A 19,669-nucleotide genomic window follows, 5' to 3' on the forward strand; every position below is an offset into this window, starting at 1 on the left:
CAGGCTTTATGCGGCCTTCACGTACTATTTTAATTATGCAACTGTCAAACTCCCGCGTGTGAACTGTGACAAATGCATGAAGGCTGTGCTTGACATTTTTGTGAAAACAGTATAAAATTTAAGTGTTGTAATTGTACAATGAAAATTAAATAAGGAGGTGCTCCTGTGCAGGTTGTTTATATTATTGCTGCAGTAGTTATAACGCTGATCGCCACAGCGGCAGTTACTTACTTTGCGACAGTTTCCAATCTGAAAAAGAATGCAGAATCCAAGATCGGGAATGCGGAGAGCAAAGCAAGAAAGATTATAGATGATGCATTAAAAACGGCCGAAGCGACAAAAAAAGAAGCACTCTTGGAAGTAAAGGAAGAGTCCATCAAGACGAAAAATGAGCTCGAGAAAGAAACAAAAGAAAGAAGAGCAGAATTACAGCGTTACGAGAAACGAGTCCTTTCCAAAGAAGAGTCGCTTGAAAAGCGTTCTCAGGCAATGGAACATCGCGAAGCAAACTTTGCAGCAAAGGAAGAGCAGATCAGACAACGCGAAGCAAAAGCGGAAGAACTGAACAAACAAAGAGTACAGGAACTGGAAAGAATCTCAGGGTTAACCTCCGAACAGGCAAAAGAATATCTGTTGAAAACTGTGGAAGATGATGTGAAACATGACACGGCCAAGATGATCAAAGAGCTGGAAAGTCAGGCAAAGGAAGAAGCCGCCAAAAAAGCAAAAGAGTATGTCGTGAATGCGATTCAGCGGTGTGCTGCGGACCATGTGGCAGAGACAACCATTTCTGTCGTACAGCTTCCGAGTGACGAGATGAAAGGACGTATCATCGGCCGGGAAGGACGGAATATCCGTACACTGGAAACACTTACAGGGGTAGAGCTGATCATTGATGACACACCGGAAGCAGTCGTGCTTTCCGGATTTGATCCAATCAGAAGGGAAGTTGCAAGGATCGCTTTGGAACGACTGATTGTAGACGGCCGTATCCATCCTGCAAGAATTGAAGAGATGGTGGAAAAAGCGCAGAAAGACGTGGAATCCATGATTCGGGAAGAAGGAGAGGCGGCAGCACTGGAAGTTGGCGTTCACGGTATCCATCCGGAACTGATCCGTCTTCTTGGACGTATGAAATTCCGTACAAGTTATGGACAGAATGCGCTGAAACATTCCATTGAAGTGGCGCAGCTCTCAGGCCTTATGGCAGGAGAGATTGGGCTGGATGTACGTGTCGCAAAGAGAGCAGGACTTCTGCATGACATCGGAAAATCCATTGACCACGATGTGGAAGGATCACATATTCAGATTGGTGTTGACCTTTGCAGAAAGTATAAAGAATCTGCAGTTGTCATCAATGCGGTTGAAGCACATCATGGAGATGTGGAACCACAGACTCTGATCGCATGCATCGTGCAGGCGGCCGATACAATCTCGGCAGCACGCCCGGGTGCTCGAAGAGAGACTTTGGAAACATACACAAACAGATTGAAACAGTTGGAAGATATTACGAACCAGTTTAAGGGCGTAGATAAATCTTTTGCCATTCAGGCAGGTAGAGAGATTCGGATAATGGTAGTTCCAGAACAAGTATCAGACGATGATATGGTATTGCTGGCCCGGGATATTTCAAAACAAATTGAGTTTGAATTGGAATATCCAGGACAGATTAAAGTAAACGTGATACGTGAATCGAGAGTAACGGATTACGCAAAATAGATATTAGAGTCGATAAGAAAGAGAATCCCTGATTTACGGATAAGTAATTCAGGGATTTTTCTTTTTGCAGAAATGATATTACCCATAAGAGGGAGAAATGCAGAATTTATGAGGAGGACAAAGATGGACGAACAGAACAATGTCAGAAGAGTAGGCAGAGAGTTGAAATATAAAGGGGCGATTCTCGATGTGTACACTGATCATATGGAATTTGCCAACGGAAATAAGGCGGAGTGGGACTTTATCGGACATAAAGGAGCCGCCGCAGTCGTCCCGGTCACAGAGGACGGAAGGATCATCATGGTAAGACAGTACCGGAATGCCCTGGATCGTTATACGCTGGAGATTCCGGCTGGCGCTCTGGATTATGTGGGGGAACCAGGAATCCGTTGTGCCGCAAGGGAACTGGAAGAGGAAACCGGATACCGTTCTGATGATTTGGAGTGGCTCATCACGATCCGTACGACAGTGGCATTCTGTAATGAGAAGATTGAAGTATATGCGGCAAGAAATTTGCAGCAGTCCCATCAGCATTTGGACGAAGACGAATATGTGGATGTGGAGACATACACGGTTGAAGAACTGAAAGAAAAGATTTTTGGCGGAGAGATCGAAGATTCCAAGACCATCGCTTCCATCCTTGCTTATGACACAAAGTACAACAGAAAGTAATGCATAATCGGTTCCACCTGTCATATAATGAACTATCAAATGAGCAGGAGGACAGGTTGTGTGAGAATGGAGAAGAGCAGACAATGGTTTGTGGCGGCTTTTATGGCAGGATTTATCTGCGGTATATTATTCGCAAATCTGTTTGCGAAAGAGTATGTGACGGAGTCAGGCATTTTTGATCCGTATTTTTTGAATCAGTACGCCCGGTCGGATGTGCCGCCCAGGGAGTACATCATCTATCTTTGCGGGATCCGGATCCTTCCCCTTTGTTTTATCATTCTAGTGGGCCAGACGAGGATTCGAAAAGCAATGGCGTTGTTTGTGCTTGGATGGACTGGATTTGCAGGAGGAATGCTTGCCTGCGCCGGTATCTTGAATATGGGGCTTGCCGGACTTGCCTTTTTGATGATCGGACTTGCGCCGCAGCTTTTGTTTTATGCGCTGGCATACCTTGTCATCTTGTGGTATTTCTTTCATTATCCGCAGGCACGGTGGAATATGGGGAAAACGATTTTTGTCATCTTGTTTCTTGTGGCAGGGCTTTTGACGGAGGCTTATGTAAATCCGATCCTCATGAAACTGTATTTGAATACCCTGTAGTGTATTGTTCGAGATATCCTAACGTTTCTGATCATCAGAGAGAACGTTTCAGCTTCAGGATACAGCAGAAGAAAACGTAAAGCTGGCTGAAGAGCATGCCCATCAGATAACCGGTCATTCCGAAGCGTGGGATGAGGAAGAAAACGCCTGCGATTCGGATCGAAAGTCCAGTCACATTGATCAGGAAGGTTGAGGTCGTTTGGCCAAGCCCATTGAGGATACTGATGTAAGTAGAGTTTGTGTAGAGAAACGGGCAGATAAAAGCAAGCGTTCGGATATAACTCGATGCGCCGGGACTTTGAAAAATGGTATTGCCGAGAAAGTTGGCCGTAACAAGAAAGCCAGCTGTACAGACAAGTCCAAGGAATAGGCAAGAAGCGCTGACTTTTCGAATCATGGAAACAAGCGTCCGTTTCTGGCTGGCTGCCTGAATCTCGGCGACAGTAGGGAGCATCATGACAGATACGGAGTTGGTCACAGCGGATGGAAAAAGAATACACGGCAGTGCGATTCCGTTCAGGATACCGTAGTGGCTGAGGGCAGCGGACGAAGAAAGACCGTATCGAACGAGTGCCTGGGGAATGGAGATGACCTCGATGCTTTGAAGTAGGTTTAAGGCAATCCTGTTGGCAGTCAGGAAGAAGGAATGGGAAAACAGTTCAAAGAAGCATTCTGCGTAAACAGAGGCAGTGCGTTTTTTGAACTGTTTTTCTTTGTGAAAGGCTTTTCTTACTGCAAAGATGCAGTAAAAAGAGGAGACAATTTCCCCGAATACGAGGCCGCACACGGCGATCAGAATCCCCGTTTCTTCTGATTGACGCACCGCTGCCATGTAGAGAATGTATACGCAGGAAACGCGAAAAGTTTGTTCCAAAAGCTGAGAAACGGCAGGGATCCTTGTCTGTTTCAGACCGATGTAATAGCCGCAGATACATGCATGGGCGGATGCAAACGGAAATGAATAGGCCATGACTTTCAGAAGAGGGATACACCTTGTCTCTTTCAGAAAGGATTCAGACAGAAAAGGCGCAAAAATCTGTACGGCGAAGGTACAGAAAAGAGCCAGAATCATGGAAAAGAAAAGTGCTGTTTTGAGTGCGAGATTTGCCCTTGTGGGATTTTTCAGGGACATGTGTCTGGCCACGATCCTGGACAAAGCAGTCTGGATACCGGCAGATGACAGGGAAATGCACAGGGCGTAGACCGGGAAGATCAGCTGATACAGCCCCACGCTTTCCGCTCCAAATGCGCGGCTTAAAAAAATACGGTAAAAAAAGCCGATGACTCGGGTTAAGAGACTTACGGCTGTGAGAATAAACGTCCCTCGCAAAAAAAGACGTGTGCGGGATGAAGGATGCATAGAACACCTCAAACCTTTTTATAATAAAGATATTCATTTCAACGTCTTGACAGAACAAGTCCTGAGTGTTATCCTACAAAAAGAAAACCCCACTAAAAAAGTAGGAATAAATAAAAGAGGTGGCAGTGTGAAACTATCAACAAAAGGAAGATACGGATTGCGCGCCATGGTGGATCTTGCGGAATACGGAGGAGAGGAAGCTGTCTCCATCAGCAGCATTTCCAAGCGGCAGGGGATCTCGGAACGGTATCTGGAACAGCTTATGGCCAGGCTTCGAAAGGCAGGGCTTGTAAAAAGTATCCGGGGCGCCGGAGGAGGTTACATTGTAGCCAGAAACCCCGACGATATTTCAGCAGGAGAGATCTTAAGAGCTCTGGAAGGAGATCTGGAGGCAGTTTCCTGCGCGGCATTCCATGAAGACGAGACGTGTGGCGCACAGGATATCTGTGTTACCAAATATGTGTGGCAGCGGATCAATGAAAGCATTCAGCATACGGTAGACAGCATTTATCTGAGCCAGCTTGTGGAGGAAAGCCGGAGCAAGAAGAATGACCACAAGGGCTGTATGGCAACAGAAGCCAGGTGCAACAGCTCAAGAAAATAGAGAAATGGAGAGAAGAGGAAATGGACAGACTCATTTATCTGGATAATGCGGCAACAACGAAAACAGCACCGGAAGTAGTGGAAGCAATGCTTCCGTATTTTACAGAACATTATGGAAATCCATCCAGTGTTTACGGATTTGCTGCGGAAAATAAAGAGGCAGTGTCAAAACAAAGAGAGATCATTGCGGGTGCGTTGGGCGCAAAACCAAATGAAATCTATTTTACAGCCGGAGGAACAGAAAGTGACAACTGGGCGCTGAAAGCGACGGCAGAAGCGTACGAATCCAAAGGAAGACACATTATCACGACAAAAATTGAACATCATGCAATTCTGCATACAGGAGAATACCTGGAAAAGAAGGGATTTGACGTTACCTACCTTGATGTGGATGAGAACGGGCTTGTGGATCCGGAAGAAGTCGAAAAGGCGATTCGACCGGATACGATCCTGATCTCTGTTATGTATGCAAACAATGAGATAGGGACGATTGAGCCGATCCGGGAGATCGGGGCTATTGCAAAGGAACACGGAGTACTGTTCCATACCGATGCAGTCCAGGCATTTGGACAGATTCCGATCAATGTGGATGAATGCCATATCGATATGTTAAGCGCCAGCGGACACAAATTGAACGGGCCAAAGGGAATCGGATTTCTTTATATCCGCACTGGTATCAAGATCCGCAATTTTATACACGGAGGAGCTCAGGAGAGAAAACGCCGTGCTGGTACGGAGAATGTGCCTGGCATTGTAGGACTTGGAAAAGCAGTGGAACGTGCTGTTTCCACAATGAAGGAACGTGCGGAAAAGGAAAAAGAGGTACGGGATTACCTCATTGAAAAAGTGTTAAAAGAAATCCCGTATACGAAACTCAACGGCCATCCGACAAAACGTCTTCCGAACAATGCAAACTTCAGTTTCCGTTTTATCGAAGGGGAAGCAATGCTGTTGAGTCTTGATATGGCAGGAATCTGCGGTTCCAGCGGATCTGCGTGCACATCCGGATCACTGGATCCGTCTCACGTGCTGCTTGCCATCGGCCTTCCTCATGAGATCGCACACGGATCCCTTCGTCTTACGTTAAACGAGGAGATCACAAAAGAGGATATCGACTATGTGGTGGAAAATCTCAGCAGGATCATCGGAAATCTCAGGGACATGTCGCCTCTTTATGAGGACTTTATGAAAAAGCAGGCCAAGTAAGAGCAGGAAAATAAGAGAAAGAGATACAAGGGAATCGAAGGAGGAAACATATGTATTCAGAAAAAGTAATGGATCATTTTCAGCATCCTAGAAATATGGGAGAAATCGAAGGCGCAAGCGGAGTTGGTACAGTAGGGAATGCAAAATGTGGAGACATCATGCGCATCTATCTGGATATCGATGAAAATCAGATCATTCAGGACGTAAAATTCAAAACGTTTGGCTGCGGAGCTGCCGTTGCGACAAGCAGCATGGCGACGGAACTTGTGAAAGGGAAAAATATTAAAGAAGCCATGCAAGTGACAAATAAAGCGGTTATGGAAGCACTGGATGGACTGCCGCCAGTCAAAGTACACTGCTCACTTCTTGCGGAGGAAGCGATCCATGCAGCACTCTGGGATTATGCAGAAAAGAACGGAATTAAGATCGAAGGCCTGGAAAAGCCGAAATCTGATATCCACGAAGGCGAAGAAGAGGAAGAAGAGGAATATTAATCCGTATTGAGAGGGATACACTATGAAGAAAGAGAAAGTAGTCATCGGTATGTCGGGCGGGGTAGACTCGTCTGTGGCTGCCTGGCTTCTGAAAGAAGAAGGGTACGATGTCACTGGAGTTACCATGATTACCTGCGATGAAGCTCAGTGTGGGAATAATCCTTCCCGTGATGCCAGGATCGTGGCAGAAGAGATTGGAATTCCGCATTACACGGTGGATTTTCGGGATGCATTTTCCACGTTTGTCATGGACTACTTCTGCAACGAATATCTGAATGGAAGAACGCCCAATCCCTGCGTCGTCTGCAACAGACATGTCAAGTGGGAAGCCCTTCTTGGATGGGCGAAAAGCCAGGGGATCCACTACGTGGCAACGGGACATTACGCAAAAATCCGGCAGTTGGAAAACGGAAGGTATGCGGTGGCAAACGCTGCATCCTCCGGGAAAGATCAGACATATGCCCTTTATAACCTGACACAGGATCAGCTTGCGCATACGTGGATGCCGGTGGGGAATTACGAAAAAGACGACGTGAGAAAGATCGCTGAGAAAGCGGGTCTTTCTGTGGCCGGGAAGGCGGACAGCCAGGATATCTGTTTTATCCCGGACGGGGACTACGCGGCGTTCATCCGCGAGAAAACAGGACAGGAGATTCCAAAAGGCAATTTTGTGGACCGTGACGGAAAGATACTTGGAAAGCACAAAGGGATCATTCACTATACGATCGGACAGCGCAAAGGACTGGGGCTGTCGCTTGGGCATCCCGCTTTTGTGACGGAGATCCGGCCGGAGACGAATGAAGTTGTCATCGGGAAAGATGAAGACTTGAGGACAGAAACAGTCTGTGCACATTACCTGAATGCAATGGGGGTGCCGGATCTGGGAGATCTTGAGGGCAGACGTATTTTTGCCAAGATTCGATACAATCATAAAGGGGACTGGTGTACGGTAAAAAAGACAGGGGATGACGAGATCGCATGTACATTTGAAATACCTCAGCGCGCAGTGACACCGGGACAGGCACTTGTGCTCTACGAAGACGGATTTGTTCTTGGAGGAGGGCAAATCCGGTAGATTCCAGATGAAAAGGACAGGCAGAGGAAGATAAAATATGGTTACAGCAGATTATCATATGCATACACGATTTTCTTCGGATTCAGATGCTGATCCAAAGGATATGGTGGAAGCGGCTATAAAAAAAGGACTTCAGACGATCTGTTTTACAGATCATCAGGATACGGATTACCCGGAAGATCAGAGTATGTTTCGGATTGATATGGAGCGATATATTCCGACCATCACAGAGCTGCAGGAGAGATACAAAGGGCAGATCGATATCAGACTAGGAGTTGAAATCGGACTTCAGCCCCATCTTGGGGAATGGTATCGTTCCTATATTAAGGCTTATCCGTTCGATTTCGTTATCGGAAGCGTCCATGTTGTGGAAAAGATGGATCCGTACAACGGGGAGTTTTTCGACAAATATAGTGACAGAGAAGGATACCGAAGATCCTTTGAGGAGACTCTTGAAAATGTCAGGGCTATTCAGGATTTTGACGTGCTTGGACACATGGATTACATTGTCCGATACGGCAAAGAACAGGCTGCTCATTATTGCTGGAAAGATCACGCAGACATTATCGATGAAATCTTAAGAGAACTGATAGACAGCGGAAAAGGGATAGAGATGAATATGGCAGGATTCAAATATGGACTTTCTTTCTGCCACCCGTATCCGGACATCATAAAACGATACAGAGAACTGGGAGGAGAAATTCTGACCGTGGGGGCTGATGCGCATAAACCTGAACATATCGCGTATAATTATGCGCAAGCAGCGGAAATTTTGAAAGAAGCAGGGTTTGCGTACTATACTGTTTTTCATAAAAGAAAACCGGAATTTGTGAAGATTGTATAGGGAATACAGTGTTTTTTCAGCGAAAAATACAGCACATTTGCACGCTGTTGGAAAAAAGCGGCAAAACATGGATAAAAAGCCAAAAGGCACTTGAAATTTTGTCTTTTTTTTAGTACAATCAATTATGGTTGATGAATCTTTAACAAGGGAATTCATTCTTCCAGATGGATGCATGAAGCATCATAACAATCTAAATTAAATTTAGGAGGAATTAATCATGGCAGTAAAAGTAGCGATTAATGGTTTTGGACGTATTGGACGTCTCGCATTCAGACAGATGTTTGGAGCAGAAGGATATGAAGTTGTTGCGATCAACGACTTAACATCTCCGAAAATGCTTGCTCACTTATTAAAATATGACTCTACACAGGGAAAATACGCTCTGGCAGATAAAGTAACAGCAGGTGAAGATTCCATCACAGTTGACGGAAAAGAAATTAAAATCTACGCAAAAGCAAATGCTGAAGAACTTCCGTGGGGAGAAATCGGCGTAGATGTTGTTCTGGAATGTACAGGATTCTATACATCCAAAGCAAAAGCAGAAGCTCATATCAAAGCAGGAGCTAAGAAAGTTGTTATCTCTGCACCGGCAGGAAACGACCTTCCGACAATCGTTTACAATGTAAACCACGAATCATTGACAAAAGAAGACAATATCATTTCAGCAGCTTCCTGTACAACAAACTGCCTTGCACCAATGGCAAAAGCTTTGAATGACCTTGCACCGATCAAATCCGGTATCATGTGCACAATCCACGCTTACACAGGAGACCAGATGACACTGGACGGACCGCAGAGAAAAGGCGATTTAAGAAGATCTCGTGCAGCAGCATGCAATATCGTTCCGAACTCTACAGGTGCAGCTAAAGCCATCGGATTAGTTATTCCTGAATTAAATGGTAAATTGATCGGATCTGCACAGCGTGTTCCTACACCGACAGGATCCACAACAATCCTTACAGCAGTTGTAGAAGGAAATGTGACAAAAGAACAGATCAACGAAGCAATGAAAGCAGCAGCAAACGAATCTTACGGATACAACGAAGATGAAATCGTATCCAGCGATATCGTAGGAATGACATATGGTTCCCTGTTCGATGCTACACAGACAATGGTTCTTCCGTTAGAGAACGGAACAACAGAAGTACAGGTTGTTTCTTGGTATGATAACGAAAACTCTTACACAAGCCAGATGGTAAGAACAATCAAACACTTCGGAACATTATTAGACTAATTTTAAATTGGAAAAGGACAGGCGTTGTCTGTCAGAATAAGACTCAGGAAAGGGTCCGGTCTGTGAGGGACCGGATCCTTTTTGCAGCATCGGGTAATCCCGTATGCCGTAAAATGCACATATAAGGAGGCATAAAAATGCTTAATAAAAAATCTGTGGACGATATCAATGTAAAAGGAAAAAGAGTGCTTGTAAGATGTGATTTTAACGTGCCGTTGATCGATGGAAAGATCACAGACGAAAACCGTCTTGTGGCAGCACTACCGACAATCAAAAAATTGATCGCAGACGGAGGAAAAGTGATCCTCTGTTCCCATCTTGGAAAACCGAAGGGAGAGCCAAAACCGGAACTTTCTCTTGCACCGGTTGCCGTAAGACTTTCTGAACTTCTTGGACAGGAAGTAAAATTTGCAGCAGATCCGGAAGTAGTAGGACCGAATGCAAAGGCTGCTGTTGAGGCAATGAATGATGGAGATGTTATACTCCTTGAAAACACACGTTACCGTGCAGAAGAGACAAAGAACGTGGATGAATTCAGCGAAGAGCTGGCATCACTGTGTGATGTATTTGTAAACGATGCATTCGGTACAGCTCACAGAGCACACTGCTCCAATGTGGGTGTGACAAAATATGTGGACACGGCTGTAGTTGGATACTTAATGCAGAAAGAAATCGATTTCCTCGGAAACGCTGTAGAACATCCGGAGAGACCATTTGTCGCAATCCTTGGAGGAGCAAAAGTTTCCAGCAAGATTTCCGTCATCGAAAGACTTCTTGACAAAGTGGACACACTCATTATCGGCGGAGGTATGGCATATACATTCGCAAAAGCACAGGGCGGAAAGATTGGTATCTCCCTCTGCGAAGATGATTATATGGAATATGCACTGAACATGCTGAAAAAAGCAGAAGAAAAAGGTGTAAAACTTCTTCTCCCGGTTGATAATCGTATCGGCGACAAATTCTCCAATGATGCAAATATTCAGGTAGTTAAGACAGGAGAGATTCCGGATGGATGGGAAGGAATGGATATCGGGCCGGAGACAGAAAAACTTTTCTCAGAAGCTGTGAAAGGTGCTAAGACAGTCGTATGGAACGGACCGATGGGATGCTTCGAAATGTCCAATTTCGCACATGGTACAGAAGCGATGGCAAAAGCTCTTGCAGAGACAGATGCTGTCACGATCATCGGAGGAGGAGACTCCGCAGCAGCAGTCAATCAGCTTGGCTATGGCGACAAGATGACACATATCTCAACAGGCGGCGGCGCATCTTTGGAATTCCTGGAAGGAAAAGAACTCCCGGGTGTTGCAGCAGCCAACGATAAGTAAAAAGCTTAGCGAAACCGAGAGCCCAGCGCGAAGTTTGAGGTTAGAAAAATTGCAATAATCAGAAAAGAGGAAATAGACATGGCAAGAAAAAAAATCATTGCTGGTAACTGGAAAATGAATATGACACCTAGTCAGGCAGTTGCTCTTGTAAACGAGCTGAAACCGCTGGTGGCAACAGAAGAAGCAGATGTAGTATTCTGTGTTCCGGCTATCGATATCATTCCGGCGATGGAAGCTGCAAAAGGAAGCAATATCGAGATTGGCGCAGAAAATATGTACTTTGAAGAAAAAGGTGCATTTACAGGTGAGATTTCTCCGGAAATGCTTACAGATGTAGGTGTAAAATACGTTATCATCGGACACTCTGAAAGAAGAGAATACTTTGCAGAGACAGATGAGACAGTAAATAAGAAAGTGCTGAAAGCCTTTGAACATGGTATTACACCGATTATCTGCTGTGGCGAATCTCTTACACAGAGAGAGCAGGGTGTGACGATGGACTTCATTCGTCAGCAGATCAAGATCGCTTTCCTTGGCGTTACAGCAGAACAGGCAAAAACAGCTGTCATCGCTTACGAACCGATCTGGGCTATCGGAACAGGAAAGACAGCGACGACAGAGCAGGCACAGGAAGTGTGTGCAGGTATCCGCGCATGCATCGCTGAAATTTACGATGCTGAGACAGCAGAAGCAATCCGCATTCAGTATGGCGGGTCTGTAAATCCGGCTACAGCACAAGACTTGTTTGTCCAGGCTGATATCGACGGAGGTCTGGTTGGAGGAGCTTCCTTAAAAGCAGACTTCGGAAAGATCGTAAACTGGAAATAATACTATTTTCCCCGCGGGAGCAGATCCTGCGGGGTTTTTGGTTTTCGTGGAAGTGTTTGCAATCCCTTCAGAAAGATAGTAAAATAGAACTGATCTTTCAGACGGATTCAATTAGAAAGGATCTGTCAAAAAGGAAAAGACTGACAGGAAAGGGATACGAAAGAATGGTTACGATTAAAGACATTGCCAAAGCCGCCAATGTAAGTGCAATGACAGTGTCCAATGTGCTGCATGGACGGACAAAAAAGGTTTCCAAAGAGACGAGAGAGCGGATCGAACGTCTTATGGAAGAGATGCAGTATGTGCCGAATATGGGGGCCAGGATGCTTGTACAGAATCATTCCAGGATCATAGGAGTTATTGCGAATGCCATCTCTGATGAGGGAGGGGAGACATTGTACGGTCCTCTTGTCATGGAGATGCTGGGAGAGATCGAAAAAGAAGTGAAAGATCATGGTTACTATATGATGTTCTCTGCATCGTCCTCGGAAAAGGAAATCTGTGATATGATCCGAACATGGAACGTAGATGGAATCCTCACGATCGGGCTTCCTACGGAGGTATGCCGCCATCTTGGGGAAGAAGTGCGGATGCCGGCTGTCTTTACAGACTGTTATTTTGGGGAAGAAGAGCAGTATTTGAATGTAGGGACCGAGGACGAAGAAGGATCATATATCGCTGCAGAATATCTGATACAAAAAGGACACAGAAAAATTGCTTATGTGACGGATGGCCCTTATGACGAAAACGGCAACCCAACCGGGGTATCGCTGTGGAAGCTGAAAGGATTTCAAAGGGCTGTAAAAGAAGCCTACCTTCCTTTTGCAAAAGAACATGTGTACCGCGGAAGCACGAAAGAAGAGGAGCAAAGAAAAATGCTTCAGTCGTTGGCCAGCCACATTTTTGACTATACAGCTGTCGTATTTTGCCGGGACTATTATGCAATCGAAGCGATGGACTATTTTCGCCATCATGGGATATGGATCCCAAAAGATATATCTGTCGTCGGATTTGACGATATAAGCATGGCAAAGATGGCATATCCGAGACTGACGACAGTAAGGCAGGGAGTCCGGGAAAAAGGTCGGAAAGCTGCTGAACTTCTGTTCCAGGCTCTGGAGGACAAAGAGCTGAAAAAAGCAGACATCCGTATGCCGGTAAAGCTGGTTGAACGTGAAACTGTAAAAGAGATTTATTAATTTTAAACGGTTTATTTTTTAACAAATTTTTCTGTTTGCTTGAAAGCGCGCAGGAAATCATGTAAAATACGAAATTAGGTAATGAAATTACAGAATTGACAAAGTAAGGAGAGAAATCATATGGGAAAGAAACCAACAGTTTTAATGATTTTGGATGGTTATGGTTTAAACGATAAAGCAGAAGGCAACGCGGTTGCCGAAGCGAAGACACCGGTTATGGACAAACTCATGGCAGAATGTCCGTTTGTAAAAGGAAATGCGAGCGGCATGGCAGTAGGACTTCCGGATGGACAGATGGGAAACTCTGAAGTAGGACATCTGAATATGGGAGCCGGACGGATTGTATATCAGGATCTCACAAAGATTACAAAAGCAATCCAGGACGGGGATTTCTTTGAAAATGATGCGCTTCTTGCAGCGTGCGCGAATGTAAAAGAGCATGACAGCGCGCTTCACATGTTCGGACTTGTCTCCGACGGAGGCGTACACAGCCACAATACACATATTTATGGACTTCTTGAACTTGCAAAACGCCAGGGCATCTCAAAAGTATATGTACACTGCTTCCTCGATGGACGTGATACGCCTCCGGCATCCGGAAAAGACTATGTGCAGGAATTGAGCGATAAGATGAAAGAAATCGGAGTCGGAGAGGTCGCTTCCGTTATGGGACGTTACTATGCAATGGATCGTGACAACAGATGGGATCGTGTAGAACTGGCATATAAGGCACTCGTAAAAGGCGAAGGAAACACAGCTGCAAGCGGAGTGGAAGCGGTACAGAATTCTTATGATGACGGAAAGACAGATGAATTCGTGATCCCGGCAGTTGTCGTAAAGGATGGAAAGCCGGTAGCTACGATCAAAGACAATGACTCTGTCATCTTCTTTAACTTCCGCCCGGACCGCGCAAGAGAGATCACGAGAGTTTTCTGCGCGGATGATTTTGACGGATTTGACAGAGGGGAACGCATCAAGACAACGTATGTATGCTTCACAGAATACGATGTGACGATTCCGAACAAACTGATCGCATTCCATAAGACAGAGATCACAAATACATTTGGAGAATTCCTCGCGGCCAACAATATGACACAGGCAAGAATCGCCGAGACAGAAAAGTATGCCCATGTGACATTCTTCTTCAATGGTGGTGTGGAAGAACCAAATAAAGGGGAAGACAGGATCCTTGTAAAATCCCCGAAGGTAGCGACTTACGATTTGAAACCGGAGATGAGCGCGTACGAAGTGTGCGACAAATTGGTAGAAGCCATTAAATCCGGAAAATACGATGTTATTATCATCAATTTTGCAAACCCGGATATGGTCGGACATACAGGTGTGGAAGCAGCGGCGATCAAAGCGATCGAAGCGGTGGATGAATGTGTAGGAAAAACAGTGGATGCCATCAAAGAAGTAGATGGCCAGATGTTTATCTGTGCTGACCACGGAAATGCAGAACAGCTTATCGACGAAGAGACAGGCGAACCATTCACGGCTCACACGACAAACCAGGTGCCGTTCATCATTGTAAACGCGGATCCGTCTTACGGCCTGAGAGAAAACGGATGCCTTGCGGACATCGCGCCGACCCTCATTGAGATGATGGGGATGGAGCAGCCAAAAGAAATGACAGGAAAATCCTTGCTCATCAAAAAATAATATCTATCAGCTAAAATATATTGTTAAATAAAAAATAGCTCCCATATAGACCGAGAAAATCTTTGATATGTTTGCTTCGGTATATGGGAGCTTTTTTGTGTTCTACGAATGATATAAACTTCACAAATTAGATTTTGTGTGATATTATAAAGAAAATATGAATGAATAGAAAGAAAAATCAGAAAATAAATATTTTGTCTAAAAAACATCAGAAATAAATGAGGGATAAAATGTACGGGAAACATTTAAAGGAACTGAGGGAAGCAAAAAAACTGTCACAAGATCAAGTGGCTAAAGAATTGAATGTAAGCCGACAGGCAATATCAAAATGGGAAAATGATAAAACCTTTCCGGATATCGATAACCTGATCCGACTCAGCAGACTGTATGGAGTGACGCTGGATGAACTTGTTGGAGTTGAACGTGAGAAAGAAGAGACGGCAGAAAAGAAAACGGAGAAGGAAAAAACCGGATGTTCGAATCAATCTATCCTGGGGTGGGTTATGATTGCAGTCGCCGTATGCTCATGCTGGATATCTCCTGTTGGAATTGTGGCATCCTTAATAATTCTATACAAAAGCAGAGAAATTAATTCGAAAAAATGGAGATGGCTTGTAAGGGCAGTCGCGCTTACAACTATGGCGGTCAGCATTCATGGAAGCTATATCATACTGACCGCTATGTATTGGGAAGGGCAAGGATCGGTCGAATATCTTGGGTAGGTTAAATTTTTTCAGTAAATATAGATGAATTTGTAACAGTTGCCCTAACTCCTGTTTGATTTTTATTGCCTAGATAGGAATATGTAAATCGTAATTCGGCTTGCTTTGATGAAATTTTTGTTAAACGGAGATTCGATGCAGAACCTTTGATAGGAACAACTGTACCAGAAGAAACAGAAGAAATAGAATTAGATGAAGCAGTTACAATAAATCCAGCCTTCCATCTATTTGGCACTGTAAGGGAAACTTTATATTTTCCATTAGCCATACGCGAACCGTATTCGATTGGTTCAATCGTAACAGAATAAGGGAGTCCATTTTCGTCCAATAAGAAGAAGCTCTTGGATTGTGTTGTTGAGAGAGAGTAAACGGAACAAGAAGCAGATGTAGAATAAGAATCTTCTGCATGGGAGGATAGTGTAGCGGAAGAAAAAGCAACAGATGCACTTAATACAGATAAAAATAATTTCTTTTTTAGGTTCATATTGTACCTCCTGAAAATAATTTGTATGAGTTAACTACATATGAAATGTGGAGAGATGAAAAGAAACTGATAGTTTACATACAGAAACAGTCAGTTTCTTGTGAAATGAAAGACAGAAGTGTAAGATAAAATTAAGATTTATTTATGCAAGCTTGTGAAAAGATAAAGTTGTTGTAACTTTACAAATAAAAAAGGAGAAGGAGGGATTCTTTACGAAGAAAAGAGAGCTTTTCTGTAAAAGTATAGCCCTTGTATTTCTGCTTTCTTTAGGCTTGTCTTATAACGTAATTGCATCAAAAGGATCTGGAACTGTTAATGTGAGCAGGGATATGCATTTTTCATTGGCAAAAGCAGGTATAACACGTACTGGAAGATATAGTGACGTGCTCGTTAGAGCTAACAGTGTTTATCCTCTCGATGGATCAACAGACAGATTTAGAAATTGCAGAACTCGTCTATACGGAAATTCCAACTTATATTTTTCTGGAAATGATCCAAACTATCCAGCAGGGATTTCTTATTATTATGACGGTAGATAAGTATTGATAATCCGGGGAGGGGGAAAAGCGGATGAAAAATTCATTTAAAATGCAGTTTCGGGAGATAGCAGTTAAAAAGACGACAGTGGCAACATACTTGGCTGTGCTTTTGTTTGTGGCAGTGAATTTTTCGGTAAATTTACTGGAGAACAGAGAAATCCAGTATGTTTCTCAGATGTATGATCCTATCAAAAAGCTGACATGGTCGTCGTGGTCTGCCAGCGGATACTATTTGATGCAGCTTTTCCCGCTCCTTGCGGTTTTTCCTACAGCGACATCATGGATTTCGGAAAAAAACAGCGGCATACATGCGTATATCCGAAGCAGAAGCGGAGAAAGAGAATACTGGTATGGAAAGATGGGAGCGGCCTTTGTCATCTCTTTTCTGATATTTACTGTGCCGTTCTTGCTGGAACTTCTTTTGAGCATAATCTGTTTTCCGATGCAGTCTGCTGGGGATCCGAGTGGATTTTCATACTTAATTACAGTGGAAGAAGGGACAGGATACATATTGTCGCAGTTGTTTTACAGTAACAAAGTATTGTATGCGGCGGTTTTTATTTTGATCATCGGATGTGTAGCAGGAGGATTTGCAGTATTTAACCTTTTTGTTACCACACTGCCGGGATTTCGGTATAAGATTTTTACATTTTTCCCAATCTACATCTTTCTGTTTCTCCTTACCGTTGGAGAATCGTGGATCAGTCCAAATGAGAGTCTGTATTATGGGTTGTTGTTGACAATGTTTGAATCAGGAAACGCGAATTATCCGCTTTTTGCCGCTGTCATAGTGGGAATGTTGGCGATCTCGTTTCTTCTGGCAGAGAGAAAGATACGGGAAGGAGGAGTGCGATGAGAAAATACAGAAAAGTACTGCTTCTTGGATGCCTCTGTGGTATTTTGTGCGTGTTTTCAGATATGGTCAATATGGAGGAGGTTTCTCTATCCCAGATCATTCTCAGGACAACATTTTCCCAGACTTGGTATCATGCAGGATTTATCATGTCGATTATGAAAATGTTCATCCCGCTTCTTTTATTCCAAATTCTATGCGGAAGTATGATATACCGATATTTCTGCTGCGCCAGCGTCTATTACTTTACAAGGAATGCTAGCCGGATAAAGTGGTTCCTGCTGGAATGCGCAAAACTGTATCTGACATGCCTTTCTTTTTTGATCATTATGATACTGACTGGGGCGGCAGCGCTGCTGCTTGTCGGAAAAGTTACGATAGACAGTTCGGTTGTTTGGATCGGAGGGTATTATCTTCTGATTTATTCTCTGTACCTGTTTGGGTTTACTCTTGGCATCAATGTTCTTTCTCTCGCGTGGAACAGCACGGCTGGGATTGCGGTGCCGGCCATCATACAGATCATGGGAATTGCGTTTTATACGATGATGTCGCAGTTTGCAGATCCTGTGACGGGATATCTGGCGGCGGATCGTGCCTGGATGGTTTATATCAATCCATTCGCACAGTTGGCATTTGGGATTCATACGAGGAATGGAAAACCTGTTTTTTCAATATTTGGCCCACAAGAGTTTCCATTTGAATTGAATATGTCGGTAGCGTATGTCGGGATCATAGCGATTTTTGCCGTAGCTGCAGGTTGTGCTGCAGTCAACAGGCATGAATTTATCACAAACGACAAAGAAATTGAATAGGAGGGGGAAAGGGATGAGATTGACAGCGGAAAAAGTAAGTAAACATATCGGGAAAAAACAGATACTAAAAGAAGTAAGCCTGGAGATGGAAAGCGGGCATGTCTACGGCTTTGTGGGGAGAAATGGATCCGGAAAAACGATGCTTTTCCGGGCTTTGGCTGGTCTTATGAAGATCGACTCCGGGGAAATCCGGCTGGATGACAAAGTGCTTCACAAAGACATGAAAGTGCTTCCGGATCTTGGGATTGTAATTGAAAATGCAGGGCTTTATCCCGAACTCAGCGGATTTGACAATCTTTGGCTACTGGCAAAAATCAAGAAAAAGATTGGGAAAGAAGAGATTCGGGAGGCAATTCGTCTGATGGGGCTTGACCCGGATGACAAACGGCCCGTAAGGAAATATTCTCTTGGAATGAAACAGAGGATTGTTCTGGCCCAGGCTATCATGGAAAAGCCCCAAATTCTCATGCTGGATGAACCTACCAATTCTCTGGATGAAGGAGGGGTGGAGGACATCCGAAAACTTGTAAAAAGAGAAAAAGAAAAAGGAACTATGGTACTGCTGGCAAGTCACAGCAAGGAAGACATCGATCTGCTGGCAGATAAAGTTTATCTTGTAAAAGAAGGGACTGTGAGAGAACGATGAAATTCAAGTACATGGCAGCCATCACTTTTTTTGCTTTTGCCGTTTTGCTTGGGGCAGGGCTTTACAGTAAGACGTCGTATAAAGACTACAACAAAGAAAAAGAACCGCTGAATCATTTCAGTGTGGGTATATTTCCCGACAATCTGGCAGATATACAGATCGAAATCATGCAAGAAGTTCTGGATAACAGTCGACATATCATAGCAGCAAGGTGCGAAGACACATCTAAGTATCTGTACTCATGCGCAGTTCAGCCGGTCACGGTAGAGCAGGTGTTCAAAGGAGAAGGATTGAAAACAGGAGAAAAGATCAGCATTCAAACAGTAAGCCAGATCTTCATGGAAAAAGATCTTTATGTGGGAGGAAAACCTTCCTTGAATATAGGATTTGTCAATGAAATGAAACCCGGAAAAACCTACCTGATCTTCCTGGACAGAAAGATTGACACACATAACGAAGAAAAAATTTTTGTACACCCAAAAGAAACACTGATACGCCCAGTATTCTGCTACGAAAAAATAGAAAATAAACCTTGCGTAAGCAACAGCGATATAAGCAATAGCACATACTATAAAGATGTAAGTGAAAACGAGTTTTTCCTTGCATCAGAAACCACAATCAAAAAGATTGAAGAATTCAAAGAAACCCTTCTTCACAAATATCCTATACAATAAACTGTTATATGGTGTTATATAGGGGACGTGTACCGGCTGGCCGGTACACGTCCCCATATGTGTGCCGAGCATGGCACTAATCTTACTGGTGCAAGTCCAGTCACGGGTATTT

Annotated in this window: 20 protein-coding genes; 18 read left to right on the forward strand and 2 right to left on the reverse strand. The window is 44.1% G+C overall.

The genetic code is table 11. The annotated features are described in order from the left end of the window. The first annotated feature begins 180 nt into the window (after positions 1–180). The 3 genes from rny to ACLROL_RS10710 all read left to right on the forward strand — a co-directional run bounded on the left by rny (position 181) and on the right by ACLROL_RS10710 (position 2,991). Positions 181–1,719, forward strand: a complete 1,539-nt coding sequence (rny, locus tag ACLROL_RS10700) for a ribonuclease Y (protein ID WP_413067815.1) — start codon at positions 181–183, stop codon at positions 1,717–1,719. A 123-nt stretch (positions 1,720–1,842) separates the two neighbouring features. Beyond that, positions 1,843–2,391, forward strand: coding sequence for an NUDIX hydrolase (locus ACLROL_RS10705; RefSeq protein ID WP_087203115.1), 549 nt, complete (start codon positions 1,843–1,845; stop codon positions 2,389–2,391). A gap of 60 nt (positions 2,392–2,451) precedes the next feature. Next, on the forward strand, positions 2,452–2,991 hold the full coding sequence (locus tag ACLROL_RS10710) for a stage II sporulation protein M (protein WP_287449041.1): 540 nt from the start codon (positions 2,452–2,454) through the stop codon (positions 2,989–2,991). A 34-nt stretch (positions 2,992–3,025) separates the two neighbouring features. On the opposite strand, the gene ACLROL_RS10715 is transcribed toward ACLROL_RS10710, so the two are convergent. Further along, on the reverse strand, positions 3,026–4,351 hold the full coding sequence (locus ACLROL_RS10715; RefSeq protein WP_413067806.1) for a polysaccharide biosynthesis protein: 1,326 nt from the start codon (positions 4,349–4,351) through the stop codon (positions 3,026–3,028). Positions 4,352–4,478: 127 nt separating this feature from the next. Between ACLROL_RS10715 and ACLROL_RS10720 the strand changes: the two genes are divergently transcribed. The 11 genes from ACLROL_RS10720 (at position 4,479) to ACLROL_RS10770 (ending at position 15,549) form a co-directional block, all read left to right on the forward strand. Continuing rightward, the gene (locus tag ACLROL_RS10720; RefSeq protein ID WP_287449037.1) at positions 4,479–4,955 is read left to right on the forward strand and encodes an RrF2 family transcriptional regulator; all 477 of its coding nucleotides are present in this window, start codon (positions 4,479–4,481) and stop codon (positions 4,953–4,955) included. A gap of 20 nt (positions 4,956–4,975) precedes the next feature. Next, a complete protein-coding gene (nifS, locus tag ACLROL_RS10725; protein ID WP_087210706.1) occupies positions 4,976–6,160 on the forward strand; it encodes a cysteine desulfurase NifS in 1,185 nt (394 codons plus the stop codon). A gap of 50 nt (positions 6,161–6,210) precedes the next feature. Further along, entirely contained in the window at positions 6,211–6,654 is a 444-nt protein-coding gene (gene nifU / locus ACLROL_RS10730; protein ID WP_087203110.1) for a Fe-S cluster assembly scaffold protein NifU, read from the forward strand. A gap of 22 nt (positions 6,655–6,676) precedes the next feature. Then, positions 6,677–7,729 carry a tRNA 2-thiouridine(34) synthase MnmA gene (mnmA, locus tag ACLROL_RS10735; RefSeq protein ID WP_413067807.1) on the forward strand — a complete coding sequence of 351 codons (1,053 nt, stop codon included), beginning with the start codon at positions 6,677–6,679 and terminating at the stop codon, positions 7,727–7,729. Between the two features lie 37 nt (positions 7,730–7,766). After that, complete coding sequence (locus ACLROL_RS10740) at positions 7,767–8,573, forward strand: histidinol-phosphatase HisJ family protein (RefSeq protein ID WP_413067808.1); 807 nt, start codon at positions 7,767–7,769, stop codon at positions 8,571–8,573. Positions 8,574–8,790: 217 nt separating this feature from the next. After that, a complete protein-coding gene (gene gap / locus ACLROL_RS10745; protein WP_087203107.1) occupies positions 8,791–9,807 on the forward strand; it encodes a type I glyceraldehyde-3-phosphate dehydrogenase in 1,017 nt (338 codons plus the stop codon). Positions 9,808–9,944: 137 nt separating this feature from the next. Further along, positions 9,945–11,138 carry a phosphoglycerate kinase gene (locus ACLROL_RS10750; protein WP_087203106.1) on the forward strand — a complete coding sequence of 398 codons (1,194 nt, stop codon included), beginning with the start codon at positions 9,945–9,947 and terminating at the stop codon, positions 11,136–11,138. A 78-nt stretch (positions 11,139–11,216) separates the two neighbouring features. Next, entirely contained in the window at positions 11,217–11,966 is a 750-nt protein-coding gene (gene tpiA / locus ACLROL_RS10755) for a triose-phosphate isomerase (protein ID WP_413067809.1), read from the forward strand. Between the two features lie 164 nt (positions 11,967–12,130). Then, positions 12,131–13,165: a LacI family DNA-binding transcriptional regulator gene (locus ACLROL_RS10760; protein WP_144018271.1), complete on the forward strand. Its 1,035-nt coding sequence runs from the start codon at positions 12,131–12,133 to the stop codon at positions 13,163–13,165. Between the two features lie 120 nt (positions 13,166–13,285). Further along, positions 13,286–14,827: a 2,3-bisphosphoglycerate-independent phosphoglycerate mutase gene (gene gpmI / locus ACLROL_RS10765; protein ID WP_087203103.1), complete on the forward strand. Its 1,542-nt coding sequence runs from the start codon at positions 13,286–13,288 to the stop codon at positions 14,825–14,827. Positions 14,828–15,057: 230 nt separating this feature from the next. Further along, on the forward strand, positions 15,058–15,549 hold the full coding sequence (locus tag ACLROL_RS10770) for a helix-turn-helix domain-containing protein (RefSeq protein WP_413067810.1): 492 nt from the start codon (positions 15,058–15,060) through the stop codon (positions 15,547–15,549). Position 15,550: 1 nt separating this feature from the next. On the opposite strand, the gene ACLROL_RS10775 is transcribed toward ACLROL_RS10770, so the two are convergent. Beyond that, positions 15,551–16,033, reverse strand: a complete 483-nt coding sequence (locus tag ACLROL_RS10775) for a DUF5626 family protein (protein WP_413067811.1) — start codon at positions 16,031–16,033, stop codon at positions 15,551–15,553. Positions 16,034–16,603: 570 nt separating this feature from the next. Here ACLROL_RS10775 and ACLROL_RS10780 point away from each other — a divergent pair. Genes ACLROL_RS10780 through ACLROL_RS10795 form a run of 4 tightly spaced genes read left to right on the forward strand, consistent with a single transcriptional unit; the run spans position 16,604 to position 19,557 of the window. Next, positions 16,604–17,428, forward strand: a complete 825-nt coding sequence (locus ACLROL_RS10780) for a hypothetical protein (RefSeq protein WP_413067812.1) — start codon at positions 16,604–16,606, stop codon at positions 17,426–17,428. Further along, the gene (locus ACLROL_RS10785; RefSeq protein ID WP_413067813.1) at positions 17,425–18,237 is read left to right on the forward strand and encodes a hypothetical protein; all 813 of its coding nucleotides are present in this window, start codon (positions 17,425–17,427) and stop codon (positions 18,235–18,237) included. Before ACLROL_RS10780 ends, ACLROL_RS10785 begins: the two co-directional genes overlap by 4 nt. A 13-nt stretch (positions 18,238–18,250) precedes the next feature. Beyond that, positions 18,251–18,883, forward strand: coding sequence for an ABC transporter ATP-binding protein (locus tag ACLROL_RS10790; RefSeq protein ID WP_087203098.1), 633 nt, complete (start codon positions 18,251–18,253; stop codon positions 18,881–18,883). Beyond that, entirely contained in the window at positions 18,880–19,557 is a 678-nt protein-coding gene (locus tag ACLROL_RS10795; protein ID WP_413067814.1) for a hypothetical protein, read from the forward strand. Before ACLROL_RS10790 ends, ACLROL_RS10795 begins: the two co-directional genes overlap by 4 nt. Positions 19,558–19,669 lie beyond the last annotated feature (112 nt).

Origin of the sequence: Sellimonas sp., assembly GCF_047234585.1 — a bacterium.
Taxonomy (GTDB): Bacteria; Bacillota; Clostridia; order Lachnospirales; family Lachnospiraceae; genus Sellimonas; species Sellimonas caecigallum.

Excerpts from the sequence above, each read along its gene's own strand:
- mnmA (WP_413067807.1), top strand. The coding sequence starts at position 6,677 with ATGAAGAAAGAGAAAGTAGTCATCGGTATGTCGGGCGGGGTAGACTCG.
- ACLROL_RS10785 (WP_413067813.1), top strand. The coding sequence starts at position 17,425 with ATGAGAAAATACAGAAAAGTACTGCTTCTTGGATGCCTCTGTGGTATT.
- ACLROL_RS10780 (WP_413067812.1), top strand. The coding sequence starts at position 16,604 with ATGAAAAATTCATTTAAAATGCAGTTTCGGGAGATAGCAGTTAAAAAG.
- nifS (WP_087210706.1), top strand. The coding sequence starts at position 4,976 with ATGGACAGACTCATTTATCTGGATAATGCGGCAACAACGAAAACAGCA.
- gap (WP_087203107.1), top strand. The coding sequence starts at position 8,791 with ATGGCAGTAAAAGTAGCGATTAATGGTTTTGGACGTATTGGACGTCTC.
- ACLROL_RS10770 (WP_413067810.1), top strand. The coding sequence starts at position 15,058 with ATGTACGGGAAACATTTAAAGGAACTGAGGGAAGCAAAAAAACTGTCA.
- ACLROL_RS10740 (WP_413067808.1), top strand. The coding sequence starts at position 7,767 with ATGGTTACAGCAGATTATCATATGCATACACGATTTTCTTCGGATTCA.
- nifU (WP_087203110.1), top strand. The coding sequence starts at position 6,211 with ATGTATTCAGAAAAAGTAATGGATCATTTTCAGCATCCTAGAAATATG.
- ACLROL_RS10760 (WP_144018271.1), top strand. The coding sequence starts at position 12,131 with ATGGTTACGATTAAAGACATTGCCAAAGCCGCCAATGTAAGTGCAATG.
- ACLROL_RS10705 (WP_087203115.1), top strand. The coding sequence starts at position 1,843 with ATGGACGAACAGAACAATGTCAGAAGAGTAGGCAGAGAGTTGAAATAT.
- ACLROL_RS10795 (WP_413067814.1), top strand. The coding sequence starts at position 18,880 with ATGAAATTCAAGTACATGGCAGCCATCACTTTTTTTGCTTTTGCCGTT.
- gpmI (WP_087203103.1), top strand. The coding sequence starts at position 13,286 with ATGGGAAAGAAACCAACAGTTTTAATGATTTTGGATGGTTATGGTTTA.
- ACLROL_RS10790 (WP_087203098.1), top strand. The coding sequence starts at position 18,251 with ATGAGATTGACAGCGGAAAAAGTAAGTAAACATATCGGGAAAAAACAG.
- ACLROL_RS10775 (WP_413067811.1), bottom strand. The coding sequence starts at position 16,033 with ATGAACCTAAAAAAGAAATTATTTTTATCTGTATTAAGTGCATCTGTT.
- ACLROL_RS10715 (WP_413067806.1), bottom strand. The coding sequence starts at position 4,351 with ATGCATCCTTCATCCCGCACACGTCTTTTTTTGCGAGGGACGTTTATT.
- tpiA (WP_413067809.1), top strand. The coding sequence starts at position 11,217 with ATGGCAAGAAAAAAAATCATTGCTGGTAACTGGAAAATGAATATGACA.
- ACLROL_RS10750 (WP_087203106.1), top strand. The coding sequence starts at position 9,945 with ATGCTTAATAAAAAATCTGTGGACGATATCAATGTAAAAGGAAAAAGA.